Annotated in this window: 21 protein-coding genes; all 21 read right to left on the reverse strand. The window is 40.3% G+C overall.

What is annotated here, in order from left to right:
• Positions 1-8: 8 nt before the first annotated feature.
• The 21 genes from BW724_RS17675 to BW724_RS17775 all read right to left on the reverse strand — a co-directional run bounded on the left by BW724_RS17675 (position 9) and on the right by BW724_RS17775 (position 20671).
• Positions 9-506 (reverse strand): 8-oxo-dGTP diphosphatase, encoded by a 498-nt coding sequence (locus tag BW724_RS17675; protein ID WP_088076466.1) that lies wholly within the window; start codon positions 504-506, stop codon positions 9-11.
• Positions 507-997: 491 nt separating this feature from the next.
• Positions 998-1948, reverse strand: a complete 951-nt coding sequence (gene trxB, locus BW724_RS17680; protein ID WP_088076467.1) for a thioredoxin-disulfide reductase — start codon at positions 1946-1948, stop codon at positions 998-1000.
• 364 nt (positions 1949-2312) lie between these two features.
• On the reverse strand, positions 2313-3377 hold the full coding sequence (locus tag BW724_RS17685; protein ID WP_088076468.1) for a tetratricopeptide repeat protein: 1065 nt from the start codon (positions 3375-3377) through the stop codon (positions 2313-2315).
• Positions 3378-3644: 267 nt separating this feature from the next.
• A complete protein-coding gene (gene hisIE / locus BW724_RS17690; RefSeq protein ID WP_088078029.1) occupies positions 3645-4367 on the reverse strand; it encodes a bifunctional phosphoribosyl-AMP cyclohydrolase/phosphoribosyl-ATP diphosphatase HisIE in 723 nt (240 codons plus the stop codon).
• Between the two features lie 2 nt (positions 4368-4369).
• Positions 4370-5128, reverse strand: coding sequence for an imidazole glycerol phosphate synthase subunit HisF (gene hisF, locus BW724_RS17695; protein WP_088076469.1), 759 nt, complete (start codon positions 5126-5128; stop codon positions 4370-4372).
• On the reverse strand, positions 5128-5883 hold the full coding sequence (hisA, locus tag BW724_RS17700) for a 1-(5-phosphoribosyl)-5-[(5-phosphoribosylamino)methylideneamino]imidazole-4-carboxamide isomerase (protein WP_088076470.1): 756 nt from the start codon (positions 5881-5883) through the stop codon (positions 5128-5130). Before hisA ends, hisF begins: the two co-directional genes overlap by 1 nt.
• Positions 5840-6496 (reverse strand): imidazole glycerol phosphate synthase subunit HisH, encoded by a 657-nt coding sequence (gene hisH, locus BW724_RS17705; RefSeq protein ID WP_088076471.1) that lies wholly within the window; start codon positions 6494-6496, stop codon positions 5840-5842. The genes hisA and hisH overlap by 44 nt, the downstream gene beginning before the upstream one ends.
• The gene (gene hisB, locus BW724_RS17710) at positions 6493-7086 is read right to left on the reverse strand and encodes an imidazoleglycerol-phosphate dehydratase HisB (RefSeq protein ID WP_088076472.1); all 594 of its coding nucleotides are present in this window, start codon (positions 7084-7086) and stop codon (positions 6493-6495) included. The genes hisH and hisB overlap by 4 nt, the downstream gene beginning before the upstream one ends.
• Positions 7079-8368, reverse strand: a complete 1290-nt coding sequence (gene hisD, locus BW724_RS17715; RefSeq protein ID WP_088076473.1) for a histidinol dehydrogenase — start codon at positions 8366-8368, stop codon at positions 7079-7081. Before hisD ends, hisB begins: the two co-directional genes overlap by 8 nt.
• Positions 8368-8985 (reverse strand): ATP phosphoribosyltransferase, encoded by a 618-nt coding sequence (gene hisG / locus BW724_RS17720; protein WP_088078031.1) that lies wholly within the window; start codon positions 8983-8985, stop codon positions 8368-8370. Before hisG ends, hisD begins: the two co-directional genes overlap by 1 nt.
• 98 nt (positions 8986-9083) lie before the next feature.
• Complete coding sequence (locus BW724_RS17725; protein ID WP_088076474.1) at positions 9084-10274, reverse strand: ATP phosphoribosyltransferase regulatory subunit; 1191 nt, start codon at positions 10272-10274, stop codon at positions 9084-9086.
• Positions 10275-10956: 682 nt separating this feature from the next.
• Complete coding sequence (locus BW724_RS17730) at positions 10957-11496, reverse strand: DUF1572 family protein (RefSeq protein ID WP_088076475.1); 540 nt, start codon at positions 11494-11496, stop codon at positions 10957-10959.
• An 84-nt stretch (positions 11497-11580) separates the two neighbouring features.
• Entirely contained in the window at positions 11581-12291 is a 711-nt protein-coding gene (locus BW724_RS17735) for a class I SAM-dependent methyltransferase (RefSeq protein ID WP_088076476.1), read from the reverse strand.
• Positions 12292-12889: 598 nt separating this feature from the next.
• Entirely contained in the window at positions 12890-13453 is a 564-nt protein-coding gene (locus BW724_RS17740) for an acyltransferase (RefSeq protein ID WP_088076477.1), read from the reverse strand.
• A 92-nt stretch (positions 13454-13545) separates the two neighbouring features.
• Entirely contained in the window at positions 13546-14229 is a 684-nt protein-coding gene (ppaX, locus tag BW724_RS17745) for a pyrophosphatase PpaX (protein ID WP_088076478.1), read from the reverse strand.
• 71 nt (positions 14230-14300) lie between these two features.
• Positions 14301-15290 (reverse strand): nucleoside recognition domain-containing protein, encoded by a 990-nt coding sequence (locus BW724_RS17750; RefSeq protein WP_088076479.1) that lies wholly within the window; start codon positions 15288-15290, stop codon positions 14301-14303.
• Between the two features lie 211 nt (positions 15291-15501).
• The gene (gene lgt, locus BW724_RS17755) at positions 15502-16395 is read right to left on the reverse strand and encodes a prolipoprotein diacylglyceryl transferase (protein WP_088076480.1); all 894 of its coding nucleotides are present in this window, start codon (positions 16393-16395) and stop codon (positions 15502-15504) included.
• Between the two features lie 190 nt (positions 16396-16585).
• Complete coding sequence (hprK, locus tag BW724_RS17760) at positions 16586-17524, reverse strand: HPr(Ser) kinase/phosphatase (RefSeq protein ID WP_088076481.1); 939 nt, start codon at positions 17522-17524, stop codon at positions 16586-16588.
• 1360 nt (positions 17525-18884) lie between these two features.
• Entirely contained in the window at positions 18885-19241 is a 357-nt protein-coding gene (locus BW724_RS17765; protein WP_088076482.1) for a phage holin family protein, read from the reverse strand.
• Positions 19241-19435 (reverse strand): PspC domain-containing protein, encoded by a 195-nt coding sequence (locus BW724_RS17770; protein WP_088076483.1) that lies wholly within the window; start codon positions 19433-19435, stop codon positions 19241-19243. Before BW724_RS17770 ends, BW724_RS17765 begins: the two co-directional genes overlap by 1 nt.
• 120 nt (positions 19436-19555) lie before the next feature.
• Entirely contained in the window at positions 19556-20671 is a 1116-nt protein-coding gene (locus BW724_RS17775; RefSeq protein ID WP_088076484.1) for a DUF4097 family beta strand repeat-containing protein, read from the reverse strand.
• Between the last annotated feature and the right edge of the window lie 43 nt (positions 20672-20714).

The raw sequence follows: 20714 nt of genomic DNA on the forward strand, positions 1-20714 counted from the left end.
TAAGTTAATTATTTCTTAGTCCTATTTTCCAAAGTGATCTTGCCATTTACATCAAGACGGTAGGATAAAAGTTTAAAATCCTTCGTATAGGTAAAGTTCCCATACATCATTCCATCTCCATTTAAAACATGATCGAAAATATAATAGTCTCCAGGTGCCATTGGCAATTCCATCACCTTTAAGATTGGCTGCCATGCTAACTTTCCTTCTGGTGACTCTTCTAGTAAATCACCTTGATATTCTGATGTATGAAATGTAAACATCATCCACTCATTGATGATTTTTCCATCTTCTTCGATGATTATAGTAAAAATCCCCCTAAGGTTTGGATCTTTTATGAAGTAACCTGTCTCTTCCCAATATTCCCGTTTTACACTTTCCCTGATTGTTTCTCCAAGCTCCATTTTACCGCCTGGTGCAACCCACCAACCTCGCCTCGGTTTCTGGAGTGTTAATACTTCATTCGTTTCGTTGTTTGTCAAAATGCAATTCGTTACACGTTGCAATTTGTTCACCTCATATACAGGGTCAAATCAATTTATCATATCCAATTGTAAAGACAGATATTATAACAGTATTCTTAATAATTATACTACATCTTTTTAAGTAAGCCCAAACATAATTGGCTATTTCACATAGTAAATGATACCGTTTACTATTATTTTTTCCAAAAAAAAGGGCGCAAGCACATCTGCTTACGCAAAAACGATATATAAAAAAAGGGGGTCAATTACTAATTCTATAATAACGAATCTTTGTTTCATCTATGTTACAGAAGGGTTAAGCCACAATTACTTTTTATGAATATTTGAAGAATTTTGTAAAGAAAGGCAATTCACATAGATCCGACTCGTAAATTTCGTTCGATCTTAACTGGTACAGATTAAGACAAGTATATAGAACAGTAAAGTTTACCGTTGAAATGAGAAAAAAAATTATTATAATGAAAAACTGCAGAACCCACTTTTATAGTTCTGCAGTTCATCATATTTAACATTTATTTTTGTTCATTTAATTCTTCTAAAAGACTCTCCACATAATGTTGAGCATTTTGTCCTGCAATACTACCATCACCTGTAGCTGTTACAATTTGACGTAACGTTTTCTCACGAATATCTCCTGCTGCAAAAATACCAGGAATTTTTGTTTCCATTTCGTCATTTGTTTCAACATAACCATCAGCGTTTGTAATCCCTAAGTTTAGAAACGGCTCATTGATTGGCAGCATTCCAATATAAACGAATACACCATCCGTTTTAAATTCTTTCACAGACCCATCTTTCGTGCTTTCTAAAGTTACACTTGCTACTTTTCCATCCTTACCATTGATCTCTTTTACAACATGACTCCATATGAATTCTACTTTGTCATTCGCAAATGCACGGTCTTGGAGGATTTTTTGTGCTCGTAGCTCATCACGGCGGTGTACAATAGTTACTTTACTTGCGAATCTTGTAAGGTAAACTGCTTCTTCTACAGCAGAATCGCCTCCACCTACTACAACTAGCTCCCTCTCTTTAAAGAAGGCACCATCACATACGGCACAGTAAGATACTCCCCTACCGCTCAATTCCTCTTCACCTGGAACACCTAAATGCTTATATTTTGCACCTGTTGTAATAATCACGGAACGAGCTTTATACTCTCCATTACCAGTTACGACACGCTTATATGCTTTCCCATCGATGATTTCTTTCACATCACCATAAGCATATTCTGCTCCAAATTTTTTCGAGTGTTCAAACATTTTATTAGATAAATCCGGTCCTAAAATACTGTCATATCCCGGATAGTTTTCAACATCCTCCGTGTTCGCCATCTGACCACCAGGCATTCCACGCTCGATCATAACGGTTGTTAAATTAGCCCTTGATGTATATACAGCGGCCGTCATTCCAGCCGGTCCAGCACCAATAATGGCAACATCATAAATTTTTTCTTCACTCATTATTTCCATCTCCCCTAGCGGATTATCCTATATCTATTGTTTTCATCTTAAGTCTATCCTATGAAAAATTAGTTCCGAAGTCCAAAACTCTGCTCACAAATCACTGTTACAAATTTGTGTCTCCTCCTCCCCGCAGGTGCAAAGCATCGAGGAGGCTCACCAGCCGCCCACGGCAAAGAAGACACTGTGATCCTTAGTTATGAGCAGATGTCGCCCTTGTACATTGCGTGAAAGCGAGTAGCGTGTAGCGAATTCAATTACATTACAGCAATACTCATGGTAGCAAAATAGCAAAATAAAAGGAAAGAATTAGATAACTATTCTCTCCTTCTTTCGTACATATTATTTGCTTATCCGTTTCCCGTCATTCAACCAAAGTTGGTACAGAATAAATAAACCATCTATCTTCTGGAATAACACCATCACCTGCTGATGATAAAACCTTCAAATACTCATTGGAAATTTGTTCATTTTCCTGATCAATGGTACGAGTTTTTTCCCATAACTCTTTCGCCTTCTTCTTATTACCATTTTTCCAAGCTGCAATTGCCATTTGGTGAAAATACGGTGGCGTTTTATAAAAGTCACTTGCTTGATAGAGCTTCTTATACCATTTATATGCCCGTGAGTACTCTCCGACAAAGAAAAGGGCCTTAGCTAAATAATAACAATGCCAATCCTTCATTGGACGAAGGTTTTTTAAATTATTTCTCCAAATTTCTTTATCAGGGTTCCCTTCCATAACAAAGAGCTTTGCCATTAAGCATTGAGCAAGGAAATTTGGTTCCTCCTTAATGAGAAGGTCCTGTAATATCTTTTTCGCTTCCTCTAGCCTATTTTGATACATCAAACTTTCAGCCAAATAGGCATAAATGTCCCAATCAGTGGGGTTTTCTCCTAAATGCTCTTTTGCGTCTTCCTCCGCCAATTCAAATTTCCCACGGTTAATATGGTCGACAATGATATCTGCTGGTTTTCGATAAGGTAACATCATTCCATCAAGAAGTTTATCCCTCCCTGGATCTAGAAAAATCTCTAGGAGAGATTCCGCATCGGGAGCAAATTCTCCTTCTGGGTCTAGCTCGAGATACTTTTGTACCCTCACTTTCGCCACATCAAACTTCAATAAATGAGCATAATTATTAGCCATAAAATAATAGCATTCTGCCATTGATTCATCTAGTTCTGATACAACCTTTTCCAAGCATTCATTCGCCTCTTCATAGTATCGAAGATCGCCATAGATAATACCTAATTGACAAAGAAAGACTGGCTCATCAGGTTCTATTTCGATCGCACGTTTTATATAGTCAATTGACTGCTCTAACTCATCATTTTGGTATGCTTCCACACCTTTTTTATAGAAAAAGGAACCGTCCTGTGTAAAAGAAACAACATTCCCTCTTTTATTACTTTTAGATTCGCGCATTTAGTAACCCCCCATCTATATCTCATAAAAATTTTACAATATATGAATTCCATTCGATACGATAATCATTTAATTTGTATTTAGTTATATGGCTACTGTTAAAAAAGGGTCTTTCAACTTAGCTATATTATATAAATACTTTACAAAAATCATCCCATAACATATGAATTATACCATGTTCATTTTATTCATACAAATGCCCTACGGGACCAGGTCCCCGAAATATTATTCGGGGACCTGGTCCCGTACATATTTGTGACATATTTATTATTTTCCATGTCTTTCTTCGAGTCGTTTTAGCACATTATCCAACGGAAGCCCTTGCTCTCGTAACAGTACGAGCCAATGAAACAGAAGGTCTGCACTTTCCCAAGTTAATTCTTCTTTGGACCTGTTTTTAGCTGCTATAATTACTTCCGAAGCTTCTTCTCCCACTTTCTTCAAAATCTTATCCACACCCTCTTCAAATAAATACGTGGTATAAGATCCTTCAGGACGTTCTCCATCCCTTTCGGCAATGACTTGCTCCAACCGGTTAATAATCTTAAATCGATCAGACATTATACTCGCCTCTTCGACTCCCTCTGTAACTACTCCAACTCCAGCACTACTCTCACCGCTAGAGTCAACATTTTCAAAACAGCTATAAGCTCCAGTATGACAAGCAGGCCCAGCAGGTTCCACAAGAACAACGATGGCGTCCTTATCGCAATCTAGTCGAAGCTCTACAATCTTCTGTGTATTGCCCGAAGTGGCTCCTTTGTGCCAAAGCTCTTGACGTGAGCGGCTATAAAACCACGTTTCAGCAGTATCTACACTTTTTTTCAAAGACTCCTCATTCATATAAGCAAGAGTAAGCACTTCTTTACTCTGATAGTCTTGTACGATAGCTGGAATTAAGCCGTTCGAATCAAATTTAAGATCCGCGATATTTAAATTACCTAACGATAACTTTCCTTTTTCACCATTAACATTCTCTTCCGTATTCATACTCATCGCACCTCGAGCCCCTTTTCCTTCAAGTAAGCTTTCACTTCTGCTACAGACGTTTCCTTGTAATGAAAAATGGAAGCAGCAAGGGCAGCATCACCTTTTCCATCTACAAAAACATCGTAAAAATGCTCTTTTGAACCTGCACCACCTGAAGCAATGACTGGAACGGAAACGGCTTCACTTACTGCACGTGTCAGCGATAAGTTAAAACCTGTTTTTTCCCCGTCTTGGTCCATACTCGTTAATAAAATTTCCCCAGCACCTAGGGAAACTGCTTCCTTAGCCCAAGAAACTACGTCACGCTCCGTTGGTTTTCTACCACCATGTGTATAGACACGCCATGAATCTAGCTCGTCGTCCCACTTGGCATCAATCGCTACGACAATGCATTGAGAACCGAAAAAATCAGCCCCTTCCTGAATTAACTCAGGACGCAAAACTGCAGCTGTATTTAAGCTTACTTTATCAGCGCCTGCCCGAAGAATACGCTTCATATCCTCAAGCTTGTTAATTCCTCCACCTACTGTAAAGGGAATGGCCAACGTACCAGCCACTTTTTCTACCACGTCAACCATCGTTTCTCGGCCTTCGTGGGAAGCAGATATATCTAGAAAAACGAGTTCGTCAGCACCTTGCTCATCATAAAACGCTGCCAGCTCTACTGGGTCCCCAGCATCACGCAAATCTACGAACTGTACCCCTTTTACAACACGACCTTCTTTCACATCGAGACATGGAATAATTCGCTTTGTAAGCATTACTTCTTCGCCTCCTCCAACGCATCTCCTAAGGAAATACGCCCTGTGTATAACGCTTTTCCAATAATGGCCCCTGCAATCCCCTCACCTGAGCGACGGCATAATTCTTGAATATCCTCTATACCTTTCACTCCACCAGAAGCTATCACTTGTTTCCCTGTGATTTTTCCGAGACTCGCAATTGCCTCCGTATTTGGGCCAGAAAGCATGCCATCACGTGAAATATCTGTCATAATAAATGTTTCTGCACCATATCGGACTAATTCTACTGCCAATTCTTCCGCTTTCACTTCAGACGTTTCCAGCCACCCGTGAGTTGCAACATAACCATCACGGGCATCAATCCCAATGGCAACGCGCTCCCCACCATACAAAGCAAGCATCTCCTTCACAAACACAGGATTGGAAATAGCAGCACTGCCGAGAATGACCCGTGAAACACCACCATCTAAATACTTCACCACATCAGCAGGCGTTCGGATGCCGCCACCAACCTGAACCTTTGCACGTCCCGCCAATTCCTGTGCCGTTTGTAGAACCACTTCCCCATTCACTGGCGCGCCTTCCTTGGCACCGTCTAAATCCACCATATGAATCCAATCCGCCCCATTTTCCGCAAAACTTAATGCCATATCATAAGGAGAATCTCCATAAACCGTTTCTTTCTCATAATCACCTTGTAAAAGACGGACACACTTCCCGCCTCGAATATCAATTGCCGGATAAATTGTAAACACGACCTTCACTCCCCACATCTGACGTGAAATTCCGCAACATTTGCATTCCAAGAGTACTGCTTTTTTCCGGGTGAAATTGAGTTCCCCATACAGACCCTTTCGCCACAACAGCTGGGACCTGCACATCATATTCAGCTGATGCAATAAGTACCGACTCATCCTCTGACTGCACAACATACGAGTGAACGAAGTAAACATGTCCAGGCGCTAGACCTTTTAAGATTTCATGACCTTCTTGGTGAAAACGTAGTTTATTCCACCCCATGTGTGGTACTTTGTAACGTTCCCCGTCAGAAGTAATCCCAGAAAACCGAATCACCCTCCCTGGAAGGAGGCTTAACCCCTCTGTTTCTCCGTTCTCTTCACTTTGTTCGAACAGTAATTGCATCCCTAAACAGATACCTAATAGCGGTCGCTCGTTTGCCGCCCATTCTTGAAGGAAAGCTGTAAGCCCACGCTTCGAGAGCTCTTCCATTCCGTCTCGAAAGGAGCCTACCCCAGGTAAAATAAGACGCTCCGCTTTTTTTAATTCAGCTGGATCTTCTGATACAAAAGGGGTGTGACCAATTCTTTCAAGTGCTTTCGTGACACTATGAAGATTGCCCATACCGTAATCGACAATGCCTATCATGTTAAACTTCCTTTCGTTGAAGGAACACCTTTTACTCGTGGGTCAATTTGTGTTGCATCATCGAGTGCGCGCCCCAGTGCTTTAAAGATTGCTTCAATGATATGGTGTGTATTTGTACCATAATGAACGATAACGTGAAGATTCATTCTAGCTTCTAGGGCTAGCTTCCAAAGGAATTCATGCACTAACTCCGTGTCAAAAGTGCCTACTTTTTGCGATGGCAGTTCTCCTTTAAATTCGAGATGTGGCCGATTGGAAAGGTCCACAACTACTTGGGCTAACGCCTCATCCATAGGTACAAACGCGTTTCCGTAGCGCTTAATCCCCTTTTTATCCCCTAAAGCAGTCTTTAACGCTTCACCTAAAACAATTCCTATATCCTCTGTCGTATGATGGTCATCGATCTCCACATCGCCTTTGGCCACGATGTTTGTGTTAAACAATCCGTGCTTCGTAAACAGGTCAAGCATATGGGTCATGAATGGTACGTCTGTATCCAGCTCTGCCCTTCCTTCACCATCGATTTCAAAGGTTAGTTGGATTTGTGTCTCGTTCGTTGTTCTCTTTATGGTTGCTTCCCGTTTACTCATTGTCATTGTCCTCCAATCGTTTTTCCACTGCTCTTGCGTGCGCTTCTAATCCTTCTAGTCTGGCGAATGCTGCAATTTTATGGGCATTGTCTTCAATCGCTTGTTTGCTATATGAGATGATACTTGATTTTTTCGTGAAATCTTCTACTGTTAATGGGCTAGAAAATCTTGCTGTTCCGTTCGTAGGTAACACGTGGTTTGGACCTGCAAAATAGTCTCCCACTGGTTCTGAACTGTTCTCCCCTAGGAAGATTGCCCCTGCATGGCGAATTTGTGGTAATATAGCCCACGGGTTTTCTGTAAGGATCTCCAAATGTTCTCCTGCTAAATCATTCACAGCTTGAACAGCTTCTGCCATATCTTTTGCTAAATAGATGGCACCATAATCGTTGATGGACTGAGCCGCAATTTCCTCTTTAGGCAAATTGGTCAGCTGTTTTGTCACTTCTTCTGCAACTGCTGCGGCTACCTTTTTATCGGTCGTAACGAGGACTGCGGAAGCCATTGGATCATGCTCTGCTTGCGACAGGAGATCTGCGGCGATGTATTTTGGATTCGCGCTGCTGTCAGCAAGAATGACAATTTCGCTCGGTCCAGCAATCATATCAATGGCTACTGTGCCAAAAACTTGTTGTTTCGCTAAGGCAACATAGATATTTCCTGGTCCTACGATTTTATCCACTGGGTCAATGGTATCTGTTCCATATGCCAATGCAGCCACGGCTTGAGCCCCACCGACTTTATAGATTTCAGTAATTCCAAGCTCTGCAGCAGTAATAAGAACCGTATCATTCAAGGTTCCGTCAGGTTTCTGTGGAGGAGATACCATCACAATTCGTTCCACTCCTGCAACCTGTGCTGGAACAACATTCATGATAATCGTCGATGGATAAGCAGCACGTCCTCCAGGTACGTAAACACCGACAGCGTCCAACGGCGTAACTTTCTGACCTAGGATCGTACCATCTTGTTTCGTCGTCATCCACGATTGCTGTACTTGACGGGAGTGAAAATCTCGGATATTTGCAATGGCCTCTTTTATAACGGTTAACGTTTCTTCATCAGTATTGGCATAAGCGTTGAGCATTTCCTCTTCCGTAACTTTAAATTGGGAAGGGGACAGGTTTACCTCATCTAACACTTCTGTAAATTGTTGAAGTGCTTCATCTCCACGATTCCTCACTTCTGAAATAATGGATTTTACTGCAAGTACCTGGTCCTCCGTTCCTTGATCGATGGACCTTCTTAAACTGACCTCATCCGTTAATGGAATAATCTTCACTATGCGTTCTCCCCTTCCACCACTGCTGCAATCCGCTCTACCATGTCATCAATTTGCTCAGATTTTGTTCTATAGCTCACTGGATTCACGATGAATCTTGATGTAATTGGCATCATTGTTTCTATTTCAACAAGGCCGTTTTCCTTTAAGGTTCTCCCTGTTGATACAATATCTACAATTCTGTCAGCTAAACCAATGATAGGGGCTAATTCAATGGATCCGTTCAGCTTGATAATTTCAACTTGCTCTCCTTGCTCACGAAAATAGGAGGAGGCAAGGTTCGGATATTTCGACGCGATTTTTGGCGCAATGTCAGCATTGGGATTATAGGTTGGCAGGGCTGCAACTGCCATATAACATTCACTAATCTTCAAGTCGAGTACTTCATATACATCTCGCTTTTCTTCGATGAGCACGTCTTTCCCAGCGACTCCAACATCTGCGACTCCGTGCTCCACATATGTTGGGACATCCATTGGTTTTGCCAAGATAAAGCGCATGCCCGCTTCTGGACTGTCTATAATTAATTTACGAGATTCATCAAACTCTGGGGGCAGTGGATAATTTGCTTTTCTGAGAAGAGCCACTGCTTCGTCAAAAATACGGCCTTTTGGCATCGCCACGGTTAATAATTCATTGTTCTTGGTCTTATTGATGGTGTTATTTTGGGCATTGCTCTTGATACTGTTGTTGTCCTGACTGTTCTGTACTTCGCTCATGAAAAGCTTCCCCCATTCCCATTGGATCCAACAAAATAAATGACCTCTTTGAACTGTGCTGAATAGGCGTCCACATTGGAGATACCCGTTAAATCTTGCATCACGACCGTACGATTTTCCTGACGCAGATCTATGGCACGATTCATCGCTTCTTTTCGTCGCTCATTACTGAAAATAATACAAACATCGTTCGTGATTGACTCCTTTGTTTTTCCCAAAGCTTCGGTTAATCGATCTACCCTTAAGCAAAAACCAGTAGCAGGCTCTGGTCGATGGAATTGCTCAAGCAATCCATCATAGCGCCCTCCACTCCCAATCGGATAGCCTAACCCTTCACTGTAAGCTTCAAAAACGGCGCCTGTATAATAGCTCATATGCATGACAAGATTTAAATCAATGAGGACATTATCCTTTAAGTTGTATGCTTCAAGTACATTTATTAATTGTTCTAGTTGGCTTAGTGCTTTCTTTGCTTCGTTGCTCTCAATGATCGTTTGAGCTTTGTCGATGATCTCAGGTCCTCCTTTTAAGGTAAGAAGGTCCTTTAGTCGCTTCTGATCAATTGATGACAGTGGAAGCTGATCCACCTCTTTACGAAAACCTACGTAATTTTTCTCAAAAAGATAGCGTTTAAATGCTTCCACGCGCTGCTCGTTTCCAAGTACTTCAAATAGAAATGCATTCACAAAGCCGATATGCCCAATCGCGATCTGATAATTACTGAGTCCAGCCTTTTCAATAGAGGACATCATCAAGGCGATTACTTCCCCGTCCGCACTATTGGAGTGGTCACCAATAAGCTCCACGCCAATCTGTTCAAATTCTGCAGGCGATCCACCCTCTCGCTGCTGCGCTCTGAAAACTGGCGCATCGTAAGTCAACCTTAGTGGTCGTTCTGCTGTATTTAATGTGGAGGCAGCGATTCTAGCAATAGGAGCAGTCATATCAGGCCTTAACACCAGTGTGTTTCCTTCTTGATCTAAAAGCTTAAATAGCTGCTGATCCATGATCGCAGAGACGGAGCCAACCGTTTCATGATACTCCAAAGTTGGCGTTTCAATCGGTGCATATCCCCATTGGGCCATTTCCTTTGAGATGCTGTCCTTCACCTGTTTCTTTATCTGATATAACTCTGGTAGTGTATCCTTCATTCCGATCGGTTTTTCAAACATAAATAATTTGCTCATCTCTTGATTCACCCCATATTTGTCAGGGACCTGGTCCCCGAACTTTTTGTTGGTATTTTTACGGGACCTGGTCCCCGAACTTTTTGTGCGGGACCAGGTCCCTGAAGATTTTGTGAACTTTTAATGCTCTATCTATTCGTACAGCAAGTTATCCTTATTGTCTCATTATTTTAGTATTTTTTGAAAGTAAAGACTATTTTAAAATATCATTTACCTAGACAATTCGTTTATTACCTTGTTCTGCTACTATGTTTGTGTTTTTTGATTGTATATTTGATTCCTGTGCAGTACTTTCACTTTAGTTTGCTAATGTGATAATGCAGTAAAGATGTTATGTAGTAGTTTACAAGGGAATATGCTAATCGTCAACCAAAAAATGCTAATCCTTATATTTTATTTACCCTGCCCTATTATAGTGGAAGTCAATTTGCAGCCAACCACCTATACCCTTAAAAGAAGTAAATTAGTCTTTTTTGATCCCTCTTCACTTTCAAAATAATCTCAATAAATGAAATGTTTACTACACTCCGTCACACATCACTCTAATTACTCTTCCAAATAGTAAGCTAAGCTAGCATGACATATAAAAGAACCAACTACACGGTGCAGTCGGTTCTTTAAATTTTAATTTATAGATTTCATCTTCAACTACCGTTGATTTTCTTTAGTACAAAACCTCAAGTTATTTACCTTGGTGCTTTTCAAGCATTTCCTTTAAATAATCTTCAGATTTCCCTCTCGGAATGCTAAGACTTTCCCAATCATTATCTTTTAGTTGTTTTCCAATATATACAATTTGTCCGACATGATATGCATAATGTGCCATTTGCCTTTCAATAGCTTCTAATACCAAATGACTTTCTCCACGAATATTAATATTTTTTAATAAATCTTCATCTCTTAGATCAGTTAATGTATCGATAAGAACTTTCCAACCTACTTCCCAAACATTTAGTAATTCAGCTTTTGTATTAATATCATCAATGAATTCATCGTCACGGTTTCTATATTCTTTTTCCCCATCTGAAGTTAAAAAGTCACTCCACCTTGAAACCATATTTCCGCTTAAATGCTTAACTATTATGGCTACGCTGTTGGATTCAACTTTACAATTCCAATGTATCTCCTCTTCTGATAGTTGGTTTAACGTCTTATCTCCAAGGATTTTTACATTCTTAAATCTTTCTATTACAATCCTCAAATATTCTTTTCCAATATCCATCTAAATCCCCCTATAAACGAATAATGTAATACCTATTTAAGGAAGAGAAGAAAATCTCAATTCAATTCAATTATTAGTTTTTCATTACTTTTTTGACGTAGTTTTTATTATAAGAAAATGAGGAGTTGTCATGAGATAGTAATAAGACTCTTCTCTAATCATTCTCATCTTTTCTTGCGGTTTAGGTTCAATCAACTCACATAGATTGAAAAATTGAGTAGTTTCATTTATGATGCTTTGCATCGGTCTTCTATAAAAGCTGACATCAATAGTAATATTAGGTTTGTTCCATGTTTCTGATAATAATTGGGTTTTAAAATAATCTTCACAATCAAATCTTGTAAAGTCCATAAATGGGTGATGGACAGAAAATAAAAACGTACCGCCAGCTTTTAGAATACGGTTAAATTCTTGAAATGTACAAGTCCAATCCTTTATATAATGAAGTGTAAGTGAGCTTACAATTAAATCAAAGGAATCATCTTTAAACGGAAGAGGATCTTGAAGATCATGACAAAGGAATTTCACCTTCCCACCAAAACGTTGCTTCGCTGCTTTCACCATTTCAGGACTTACATCTACTCCAGTAACTGTTGCTCCTTGATTCACTAATTGGGAAGAATACCAGCCAGCAGAACAACCAGCGTCAAGCACCTTTATTCCTTTTACTTTTGAGGGCAAAGCCGCCATCATGGATGGGCGTTCATAATAAGCGTTATAAGGACTCCCCTCATCAACATCATACTTATATGTAGGGGCTAACTTATTATAAATATCTCGTGTAGAATTACTCATTTAAAACCCTCCTTCCAGATATTTGATAGCAACAAACATTCCTTTACATTTGTTTAGAAAAATAGTAACTAAATTTATAGTTGTAATGATTTTAGTACCTATTTTCAGAAAGACCTCTACAGCCTGTCTCTCAGTGAAGGAAGCGAATGCCTGATAGATGGTATTAGGTGATGCAAGGATGACTCTTGAAGCAGAGTCTATCTTTCCATTACTGAACCTATTTGTCATATTAAAAATGATGTGTACTTTATGAGGCTTGATGGGGTAGTCTAGAAAGTTATTAATATGTTCGATGTATATAAGTTATCATCTCATCTATATCTGAGCATGAATAATTCATTATTCTAAACTCCTTATCATTCGTCATACTTTTCAGAAATTATACCACAGAACAGGTGGCCAAATATTATAGTTTCATTTTTCTATGACTTTCGTATTTTCATTGAGCTGCGTGGATACCCAAAACTTCGCTCTTTTAAAAGAGAGCGTTACTTCGCCGTCGCTAATAGGAACTAAAAAAAAAGAGACAAAAATACTAGTCTCTTTTTTGTGTATTATTTTAGTTTTTACCCTCTATACAAAGTACAAAGACTTCTTCTCAAAGTCTTCTCTTCTCTTCCTCCAACAGAGAATCCACCTGTTGTACCAAATCCTCTCCCATACTTACCTTTTCCATCTGTTCTTTCGTTCGAATGATTCGCATTGGGTTGCCACCAACAAAGGCACCCTCTGGAACATCTTTATGGACTAACGTACCAGCGGAAACGATAGATCCGTCCCCTATGTTCACACCTGGCAATATAGTGGAGTTGGCACCGACCATCACATTGTCACCAATATTAACGTCTCCTAGGCGGTATTCCGTTATTAAGTATTCATGGGCTAGTATCGTAGTATTGTATCCGATGATAGAGTTTTTCCCAATAGATATCTTCTCTGGAAACATAATATCCATCATCACCATTAGTGCCACAGCTGTCTTGTCCCCAACCTTCATGCGAAGAAAAGTCCGATAAAGCCAATTTTTCATCGATATAAACGGTGTATATCTTGCCATTTGGATCACGATGAAGTTTTTCATTACTTTCCAGAATGGCACAGTTTTATATAGCTGCCAAAGGGAATTTGACTCCGACACGGGATAGCGTGTTGTTCTCCTCATAAACCCACCTCATTTTTCAATCAATCAATCCATCTCAAACTCGTCCAAAAAAGGATCATCCCAACAGCCCAATAGCCGCATAGCAACACAGCCTATTTGTTTCGGATACCCAAGACTTCAAGAAGATCTGGCATTGTTTCTAGCATCACATCTGGCTCAAAGGAATTAAGGAATTCTTTCCCTTTAATGCTCCAAGATACTCCAGCTGTATATGTCCCAGCGTTCTTCCCTCCAAGAATGTCGTGCTGACTGTCACCAATCATCATTGTTTTTTCAGGGACAGAGCCCAGTGCTTTCATCGCTTTTTCCAGTGGCTCTGGATGTGGTTTATAATTTTCTACTTGATCTAAGGCGACGATGATGTCAAAAAAACGGTCAATCCCCATCAACTTCATACCTTTCAACGCTGTTTCTCGAAGCTTCGTCGTCACAATTGCCATCTTGTAACCTTCCTTATGAAGAGCTTCCAATGTATCTATGACCCCTTCATATTCAGTTACAAGTTCGTCATGCTTAGCGTGATTGAAGACACGATATGTTTTTGTCATCTCTTCTACCTTTTCAGGGTCCAGCTTTTCAAACGTTTCGGACAATGGTGGTCCAATAAAGGATACGACATCTTCCCGCTTATATTTTCCAGGATAATATTGCTCCATTGTATGTAAAAAAGAGTCTACAATAAGATCAATTGTATTGATTAATGTCCCATCTAAGTCAAATAAAATCGTGTCTACCGATTGTAATTTACTTTTTCTGTTACCGCTGCTTTCTGTCATGCCTGTCCACTCCTTATATAATGATGGGACCATAGTTACCAAAAAGTTACGGGACCAGGTCCCCGAATATTTTATGAACTTTTCTCCCTTGGGTACTCCAAGTCTTTATCTCCTTGCCCCAACGAAGAAGTAGATAACTTACCATTTTTCTCAAGTCTATTCCAAATCAACGCCACAGCCATTGTCAAAATAATAGCCGTCACAAGCCTGATAAGTAATAAAGGCCATAATGGAATTCCTAACGGCGCAAATAGCAGTGTATCCTCAATAACTGCGTGACACGCAACAAGGAAAATCATGACAAGGTAAATATCCTTTTTACTGACCCCGTCCTCCTTCACTGCTTGAATCATCACCCCAGCTCCATAGGCAAGGCCAAAAACCAGTCCTGCTGCGAGTGTCGTAGACGTGTTTTCCCGTATACCAAGCACTCGTGTAAACGGCGCCGTCCATCGTGAAAATACTTCAAGCCACTTTAAGTCCTTCATCACTTGAATAAATACCATAATAGGAATCACAATGATCGCCAGCTGTAAAATACCAAAAAACGCACTCTCTACACCTTGCAGTACAATGGCTCCCCAGCCTGTCACTTGTTCTCCATCACTAGAAGGGACAAGTCCATACTTCGCAATTTCACCGCCTCCTTGCCAAACGAGGTTAATTAGCCATGCAGAAAACAAAGCTAACCCGATTCGCACTAGAAGCACGATCCATATTTTTACCCCAACCTGTTTTGCTACTGCAGATTCAACAAATAGATTGTGAGAGAAGGAAAGCATGACTGCTAGTATGAAAACCTCCTTCACTGTCAGGTCCATGGTGAGTATTGCCCCAATTGCAGCATATAAATTCAAGACATTTCCCAATACCAGTGCAATCGATGCCTCGCCACTTAAGCCGATGAAACCCATTAATGGGGCTAAGAGTGAGGTGAGCCACCCCATCACTGGTGTATATCCAAGAATTGTCACAATTAAAGTGATTGGAAAAATAATTTTTCCTAGTGTCCAAGTAGTTTGGAGTCCCACTTTTAAACCGTTTATTAGTGTTTTCTTCACTTTGGGCCCTCCTCTTTTATGTTTTAGCTAAATGAAACGAATTCATACTTCCTTAACTGCTGACGATTTTTTTACAGCATCACTATAGCCATTATTTGCGAAAAAAAAGGTGGCGTCAAGGACAGAGAATCCAAAACACCACCTACTCTAGAAGTTTGAAATATCTAATTACTCAAGCACATTGGTAAAAATCCAATCAAACTGTCAAAATTTATTTTTTCTTTTTCCCACGTGATGACTTCTTTTTCCCTTTTTTATTACTTGGCTTTGCCTGATTCACCTTTGGCTCTTCATCAAGATAGCGCTCATTCGCCAACCCTTTTTTTCGTCGATAGATAATAAGAATTATTCCGCCAATAATCGTAAGAATGGACACTACTTGTGCAGTCTTTAAAACTCCGAAAATGAGTAAATAATCTGTTCGAATCCCCTCAATGACAAAGCGTCCTACAGAATACCAAATTGCATACGTGATGAACATTTCACCACGACGCATGTTCACTCGACGTAAATAGAGCAGCAGGGCAACACCTGCGATATTCCATAACGATTCATATAAAAACGTCGGTTGATAATAAACACCGTTAATGTACATTTGGTTAATGATGAACTCAGGGAGCATGAGGTTTTCTAAAAAACTTCTAGAAACCTCTCCACCATATACCTCCTGGTTCATAAAGTTCCCCCATCGGCCTATTGCCTGACCTAGAAGAATACTCGGTGCTGCGATGTCAGCAATCTTCCAAAAAGAAAACCCTCGCACCTTCGCAAATATGACGGCCGTGAGCACAGCAGCGATCAAAGCACCGTGAATGGCCAAGCCACCTTCCCATATGTAAAAAGCACTGATTGGGTTGTGGGAGAAATGCTCCCATCTGAAAATGACGTAATATAATCTCGCCCCAATGATAGCTGCAGGGAGAGCAAACAGTAGCAAATCTGCAAAAAGCTCCTTTGGCAATCCTCGCTTTTGAGCTTCATGATTTGCTAATAAATATCCTAAAAATGCCCCTAAACCAATTAACAATCCATACCAATAAACGGTTAACGGTCCTAATTCAAAGGCCACTGGATTCAATGGTTGAATGGTCCCTAATAAAAACAATACTTCCACCCCGCTTTATTCTACTTCCTGTAGTGAAGAAAAGGAGCTTTCCCCCTTCTTCACTCTAACATACAAACTAGCATTCCACTTGTGATTTGAATTGCAACATTTTTAACAAAAGGAGAGCCTTCAATAAACATCTTCTCATACAAATATGAACATTTCATGAAGATGAGATAGCCCATAAAAATTAATACTCGTCGCGGTCTCCTTCTTCGATCACATTTGCGAGTTTTTCCGTAAACTCTTCAGCTGCATTAATCCCCATTCGCTTCAACCTGAAGTTCATTGCAGCAACTTCAATAATAACAGCGAGGTTCCTACCTGGGCGAACAGGTACTGTCATTTTAGGAATCTCCGTATCAAATATTTTTAACATATCCTCCTCTAAACCAAGACGATCATATTGTTTCTTCTGATCCCAAAGCTCAAGGTGAATCGATAAACCTATCCGCTTAAAGTTTCTGACTGAACCAGCCCCAAACAATGTCATCACGTTAATAATTCCTAGTCCTCGGATCTCAAGTAGATGCTTAATAAGGTCAGGCGCTTGTCCAACTAGGACACCATCATGCTCCTGCTTAATTTCAACCGAATCATCAGCAACGAGACGATGCCCCCTGCGCACAAGGTCAAGAGCAGTCTCACTTTTACCTACACCACTGGAGCCTGTAATAAGAACCCCAACGCCATATATATCAATTAATACCCCATGCATGGCAGTCATAGGTGCAAGCTGCGTCTCTAAGTAGTTTGTAACTTGGGAACTCAAGCGCGTCGTCGTCATATCAGATCTTAAAACTGGAACCCCAACTTCATTTGCCGCGTCAATAAGCTCTTCAGGAGCATCTAAACCACGTGACAAGATGACACTTGGCGTATCATATGTACATAACCGAACCATACGATCCTTTTTTTCTTCGTTCGTTAATTTTGAAAAAAAGGATAGCTCCGTTTTACCAAGAAGTTGAATACGCTTAGCAGGATAGTAGGTAAAATACCCCGCCATCTCCATCCCTGGCCTCGATATATCACTCGTTGTAATTGGTCTGTATGCAATTTCTTCCTCACTGTTTATCAGCTCTAAATTAAACTCTTCTATTAGATTCTCTGCAGTAACTTTTACCATTGTAAAGTTAACCTCCTTTAAAAACACACCTCTCATTTTATCATACCCGATTACTCACGTTAAAATAATTTTCCAGTTGACATTGAAATGATATGGCGATGATTGTACTATTTGCGTTGGGAAAACTCGAGTTTAGCCTCAATTTATAGGGGTTGGGAGTCGGGGGGGCGGGCTAGTTTTTTCAACTTCTCTTACCTTTACCTTTTGTCCGCTCCCACTGCATCTGCGGACATTTCACCTGCTTTTCATTTTACTTTTGTCCGCTCCCACCGCATCTGCGGACATTTCAACTTCTTTTCATTTTACTTTTGTCCGCTCCCACTGCATCTGCGGACATTTCTTACACTTTTCCTTTACCTTTTGTCCGCACACTCTGCACCTGCGGACATTTCACCTGCTTTCCATTTATCTTTTGTCCGCTCCCACCGTAGCTGCGGACATTTCAACTTCTTTTCCTTTGCCTTTTGTCCGCTCCCACTGCATCTGCGGACATTTCTTACACTTTTCCTTTACCTTTTGTCCGCACACTCTGCACCTGCGGACATTTCACCTGCTTTCCATTTATCTTTTGTCCGCTCCCACCGTAGCTGCGGACATTTCAACTTCTTTTCCTTTGCCTTTTGTCCGCTCCCACTTCATCTGCGGACATTTCACCTGCTTTCTCTTTACCTTTTGTCCGCTCCCACCGCATCTGCGGACATTTCACCTGCTTTTCATTTGCCTTTTGTCCGCTCCCACTGCATCTGCGGACATTTTAACTTCTTTTCCTTTACCTTTTGTCCGCAGGCAATGCATCTGCGGACATTTCAGCTGCTTTTCCTTTGCCTTTTGTCCGCTCACACTTCATCTGCGGACATTTCATCTACTTTTCCTTCGCCTTTTGTCCGCTCCCACTGCATCTGCGGACATTTCACCTTCTTTCTCTTTACCTTTTGTCCGCACTCACTTCAGCTGCGGACATTTCATCTACTTTTCCTTCGCCTTTTGTCCGCTCCCACTGCATCTGCGGACATTTCTTACACTTTTCCTTTGCCTTTTGTCCGCACCAATCGCATCTAACGACATAATTCCATCTACATTTTATCCACTACACCATTTTTAGATGACAATTACAATATAAATAAACCACAAATCATCAAGAAACAAAAACATGCGGCTAGACCCATAAAAATTTGAGTCCATACCGCATGCTTTTTTTATATAAAGGGGGGAATCACCTAATCTAATTAATTTTTACTTCTATTTCTCAAAGCATAATCCGCTACTCATATTCCGCAAATCAAAATCCGTAACTCATAACCCGCTACTCATCAACCAAACTCCCCAACCAAATTAAGAAAATCAAATTTCCTAAAACATATTATCGCTTCGTCACAGGGTCTACGACAAAGGAATGGATTAGGGAACTTAATGCAGCAAATATGATGGCTGCAACGATTGCCATGCCAAATCCATCGATTACAAAGCTACTTCCCATCATGATTGAGGTAAGCCAAAGTGTGATGGCGTTCACCACAAACAAGAACAATCCAAGGGTAAGTACAGTAAGTGGAAGTGTTAGTGCAATTAAAATTGGCTTTACAACCATATTTACTAACGCAAGAATAAAGCTTGCTAAGATAGCTGCTGCGATACCTGACACTTCAAAACCATTAAAGAAGTGGGAGATAACTAGGAGGACCGCAGCATTGACAAGAATTTGGATAATCCAACTCATTAAGATCTGTCCGTTTCATTCGGAATAATGATGGCTCCTATAAAGTATGCCAAAAATACGCCACCTACTGATGCTAACACTAATACTACAGTTACTAAACGGACAATCGTTGGATCAATATTAAAATATTTACCTAATCCGCCACACACACCTGCGATCATGCGATCATCTACTGCTCGATATAAGCGTCTCATGATGACCACTCCCCTTTCTGTCCTATATCTTTACTGCATGCACGAAAAATTTCGTTTACAGTATGCTAATTTTATATTTCGCCATTAGCTAGGTTATCTCTTTATTCTTTATTTGCCTCATTAGTTGCGCAAATTAATAGAGCCAGTTGTCGCTTCGGCTTCAACGTATAAACCACTTTCCCCATTCTTATTAGATAAAAACGACATTTTTTTATTACCAAACTCTTTTACTTCATCAAGAACCGTTAACTGTGGAAGATCGCAGTTAATACCACCAACTGTGGTTTTAATTTCCCCTTCCGTTTTCACATTATTAGGGACATGGACCATGACACTTCCAGTGGTTGTCTTCATATATACTCTACTCACAGCTGGCTCAAGCAGTGTATAGTTTATGGTGCCATTTAATGTTTCAATTTCAAGGTCACCTTTTGTAGCACTTAATGCAATCGTTCCATTTACGGTTTTGGCGTCACAATTGTTTGACACAAGTTTACCAACAGATATTGTTCCATTTACTGTCTCTAGTCGAACCACTTCTCCACTAAGCTCTTCAAAGTTGATTCGGCCATTCACAGTTTGCGCTTCAAACTTCTCAGTAAACGCAACATTTTCACCACTTATTTTTCCATTAAATGTGTATAGTTTAATTTTTTCTAAATCCTTCTTCGGAACATATACAACTGTGTTTACTTTCATAGACTTCTTACGTGATTCAAATCGCATTTTTTCATTGGCAGTATCAAAGTATACTTCATCTAAAAATACACGACGGGCTTCATCTGAATCGTTCACCTTATACACTTTTACATTACATTCCACACGGATATCATCTTCGTCCCAAGGTAGGAATGAGACGCTTCCATTTTCCACCGTAATTTCAACATTTTTCACCGTCGCATCACGATGCTGGAATACATGTTGAATCTCCACAGAAGATCCAAAGTTAAAGTCTAGATCAAATTCTTTTATTTTCTGCACCGCATCTTCAATAAACTCAGAGAACCGAGTTGCAAATGATGTTGCTTTTGATTCCATTTTACGATAGTTTGCTCCGCTCTCCCAATCTACATCTCGTGAAATAGAGCGTTCTGATGTATCTTGAGTCACCGATTCTTTCTGCTTACTGTCAGTGCCTTTATCTTCCTTTAAAGCATTTAACAACTGCAAGCCTTCCTCCGCAGAGATTTTACCATCTTCAATCATCTTTAATATCATTTTACGTTCTTCTTGCATGAAAATTTCCTCCTCTAATATAATTTCAGTATTTGTCCACAAC

Origin of the sequence: Litchfieldia alkalitelluris, from assembly GCF_002153425.1 — a bacterium.
Taxonomy (GTDB): domain Bacteria; phylum Bacillota; class Bacilli; order Bacillales; family Salisediminibacteriaceae; genus Evansella; species Evansella alkalicola.

Bases quoted from the DNA above. Each gene is read 5' to 3' on its own strand.
- trxB (WP_088076467.1), bottom strand. From the start codon at position 1,948: ATGAGTGAAGAAAAAATTTATGATGTTGCCATTATTGGTGCTGGACCG.
- BW724_RS17685 (WP_088076468.1), bottom strand. From the start codon at position 3,377: ATGCGCGAATCTAAAAGTAATAAAAGAGGGAATGTTGTTTCTTTTACA.
- hisIE (WP_088078029.1), bottom strand. From the start codon at position 4,367: ATGAATACGGAAGAGAATGTTAATGGTGAAAAAGGAAAGTTATCGTTA.
- hisF (WP_088076469.1), bottom strand. From the start codon at position 5,128: ATGCTTACAAAGCGAATTATTCCATGTCTCGATGTGAAAGAAGGTCGT.
- hisA (WP_088076470.1), bottom strand. From the start codon at position 5,883: ATGTGGGGAGTGAAGGTCGTGTTTACAATTTATCCGGCAATTGATATT.
- hisH (WP_088076471.1), bottom strand. From the start codon at position 6,496: ATGATAGGCATTGTCGATTACGGTATGGGCAATCTTCATAGTGTCACG.
- hisB (WP_088076472.1), bottom strand. From the start codon at position 7,086: ATGAGTAAACGGGAAGCAACCATAAAGAGAACAACGAACGAGACACAA.
- hisG (WP_088078031.1), bottom strand. From the start codon at position 8,985: ATGCCAAAAGGCCGTATTTTTGACGAAGCAGTGGCTCTTCTCAGAAAA.
- BW724_RS17725 (WP_088076474.1), bottom strand. From the start codon at position 10,274: ATGAGCAAATTATTTATGTTTGAAAAACCGATCGGAATGAAGGATACA.
- BW724_RS17730 (WP_088076475.1), bottom strand. From the start codon at position 11,496: ATGGATATTGGAAAAGAATATTTGAGGATTGTAATAGAAAGATTTAAG.
- BW724_RS17735 (WP_088076476.1), bottom strand. From the start codon at position 12,291: ATGAGTAATTCTACACGAGATATTTATAATAAGTTAGCCCCTACATAT.
- BW724_RS17740 (WP_088076477.1), bottom strand. From the start codon at position 13,453: ATGAGGAGAACAACACGCTATCCCGTGTCGGAGTCAAATTCCCTTTGG.
- ppaX (WP_088076478.1), bottom strand. From the start codon at position 14,229: ATGACAGAAAGCAGCGGTAACAGAAAAAGTAAATTACAATCGGTAGAC.
- hprK (WP_088076481.1), bottom strand. From the start codon at position 17,524: ATGGTAAAAGTTACTGCAGAGAATCTAATAGAAGAGTTTAATTTAGAG.
- BW724_RS17765 (WP_088076482.1), bottom strand. From the start codon at position 19,241: ATGAGTTGGATTATCCAAATTCTTGTCAATGCTGCGGTCCTCCTAGTT.
- BW724_RS17770 (WP_088076483.1), bottom strand. From the start codon at position 19,435: ATGAGACGCTTATATCGAGCAGTAGATGATCGCATGATCGCAGGTGTG.
- BW724_RS17775 (WP_088076484.1), bottom strand. From the start codon at position 20,671: ATGCAAGAAGAACGTAAAATGATATTAAAGATGATTGAAGATGGTAAA.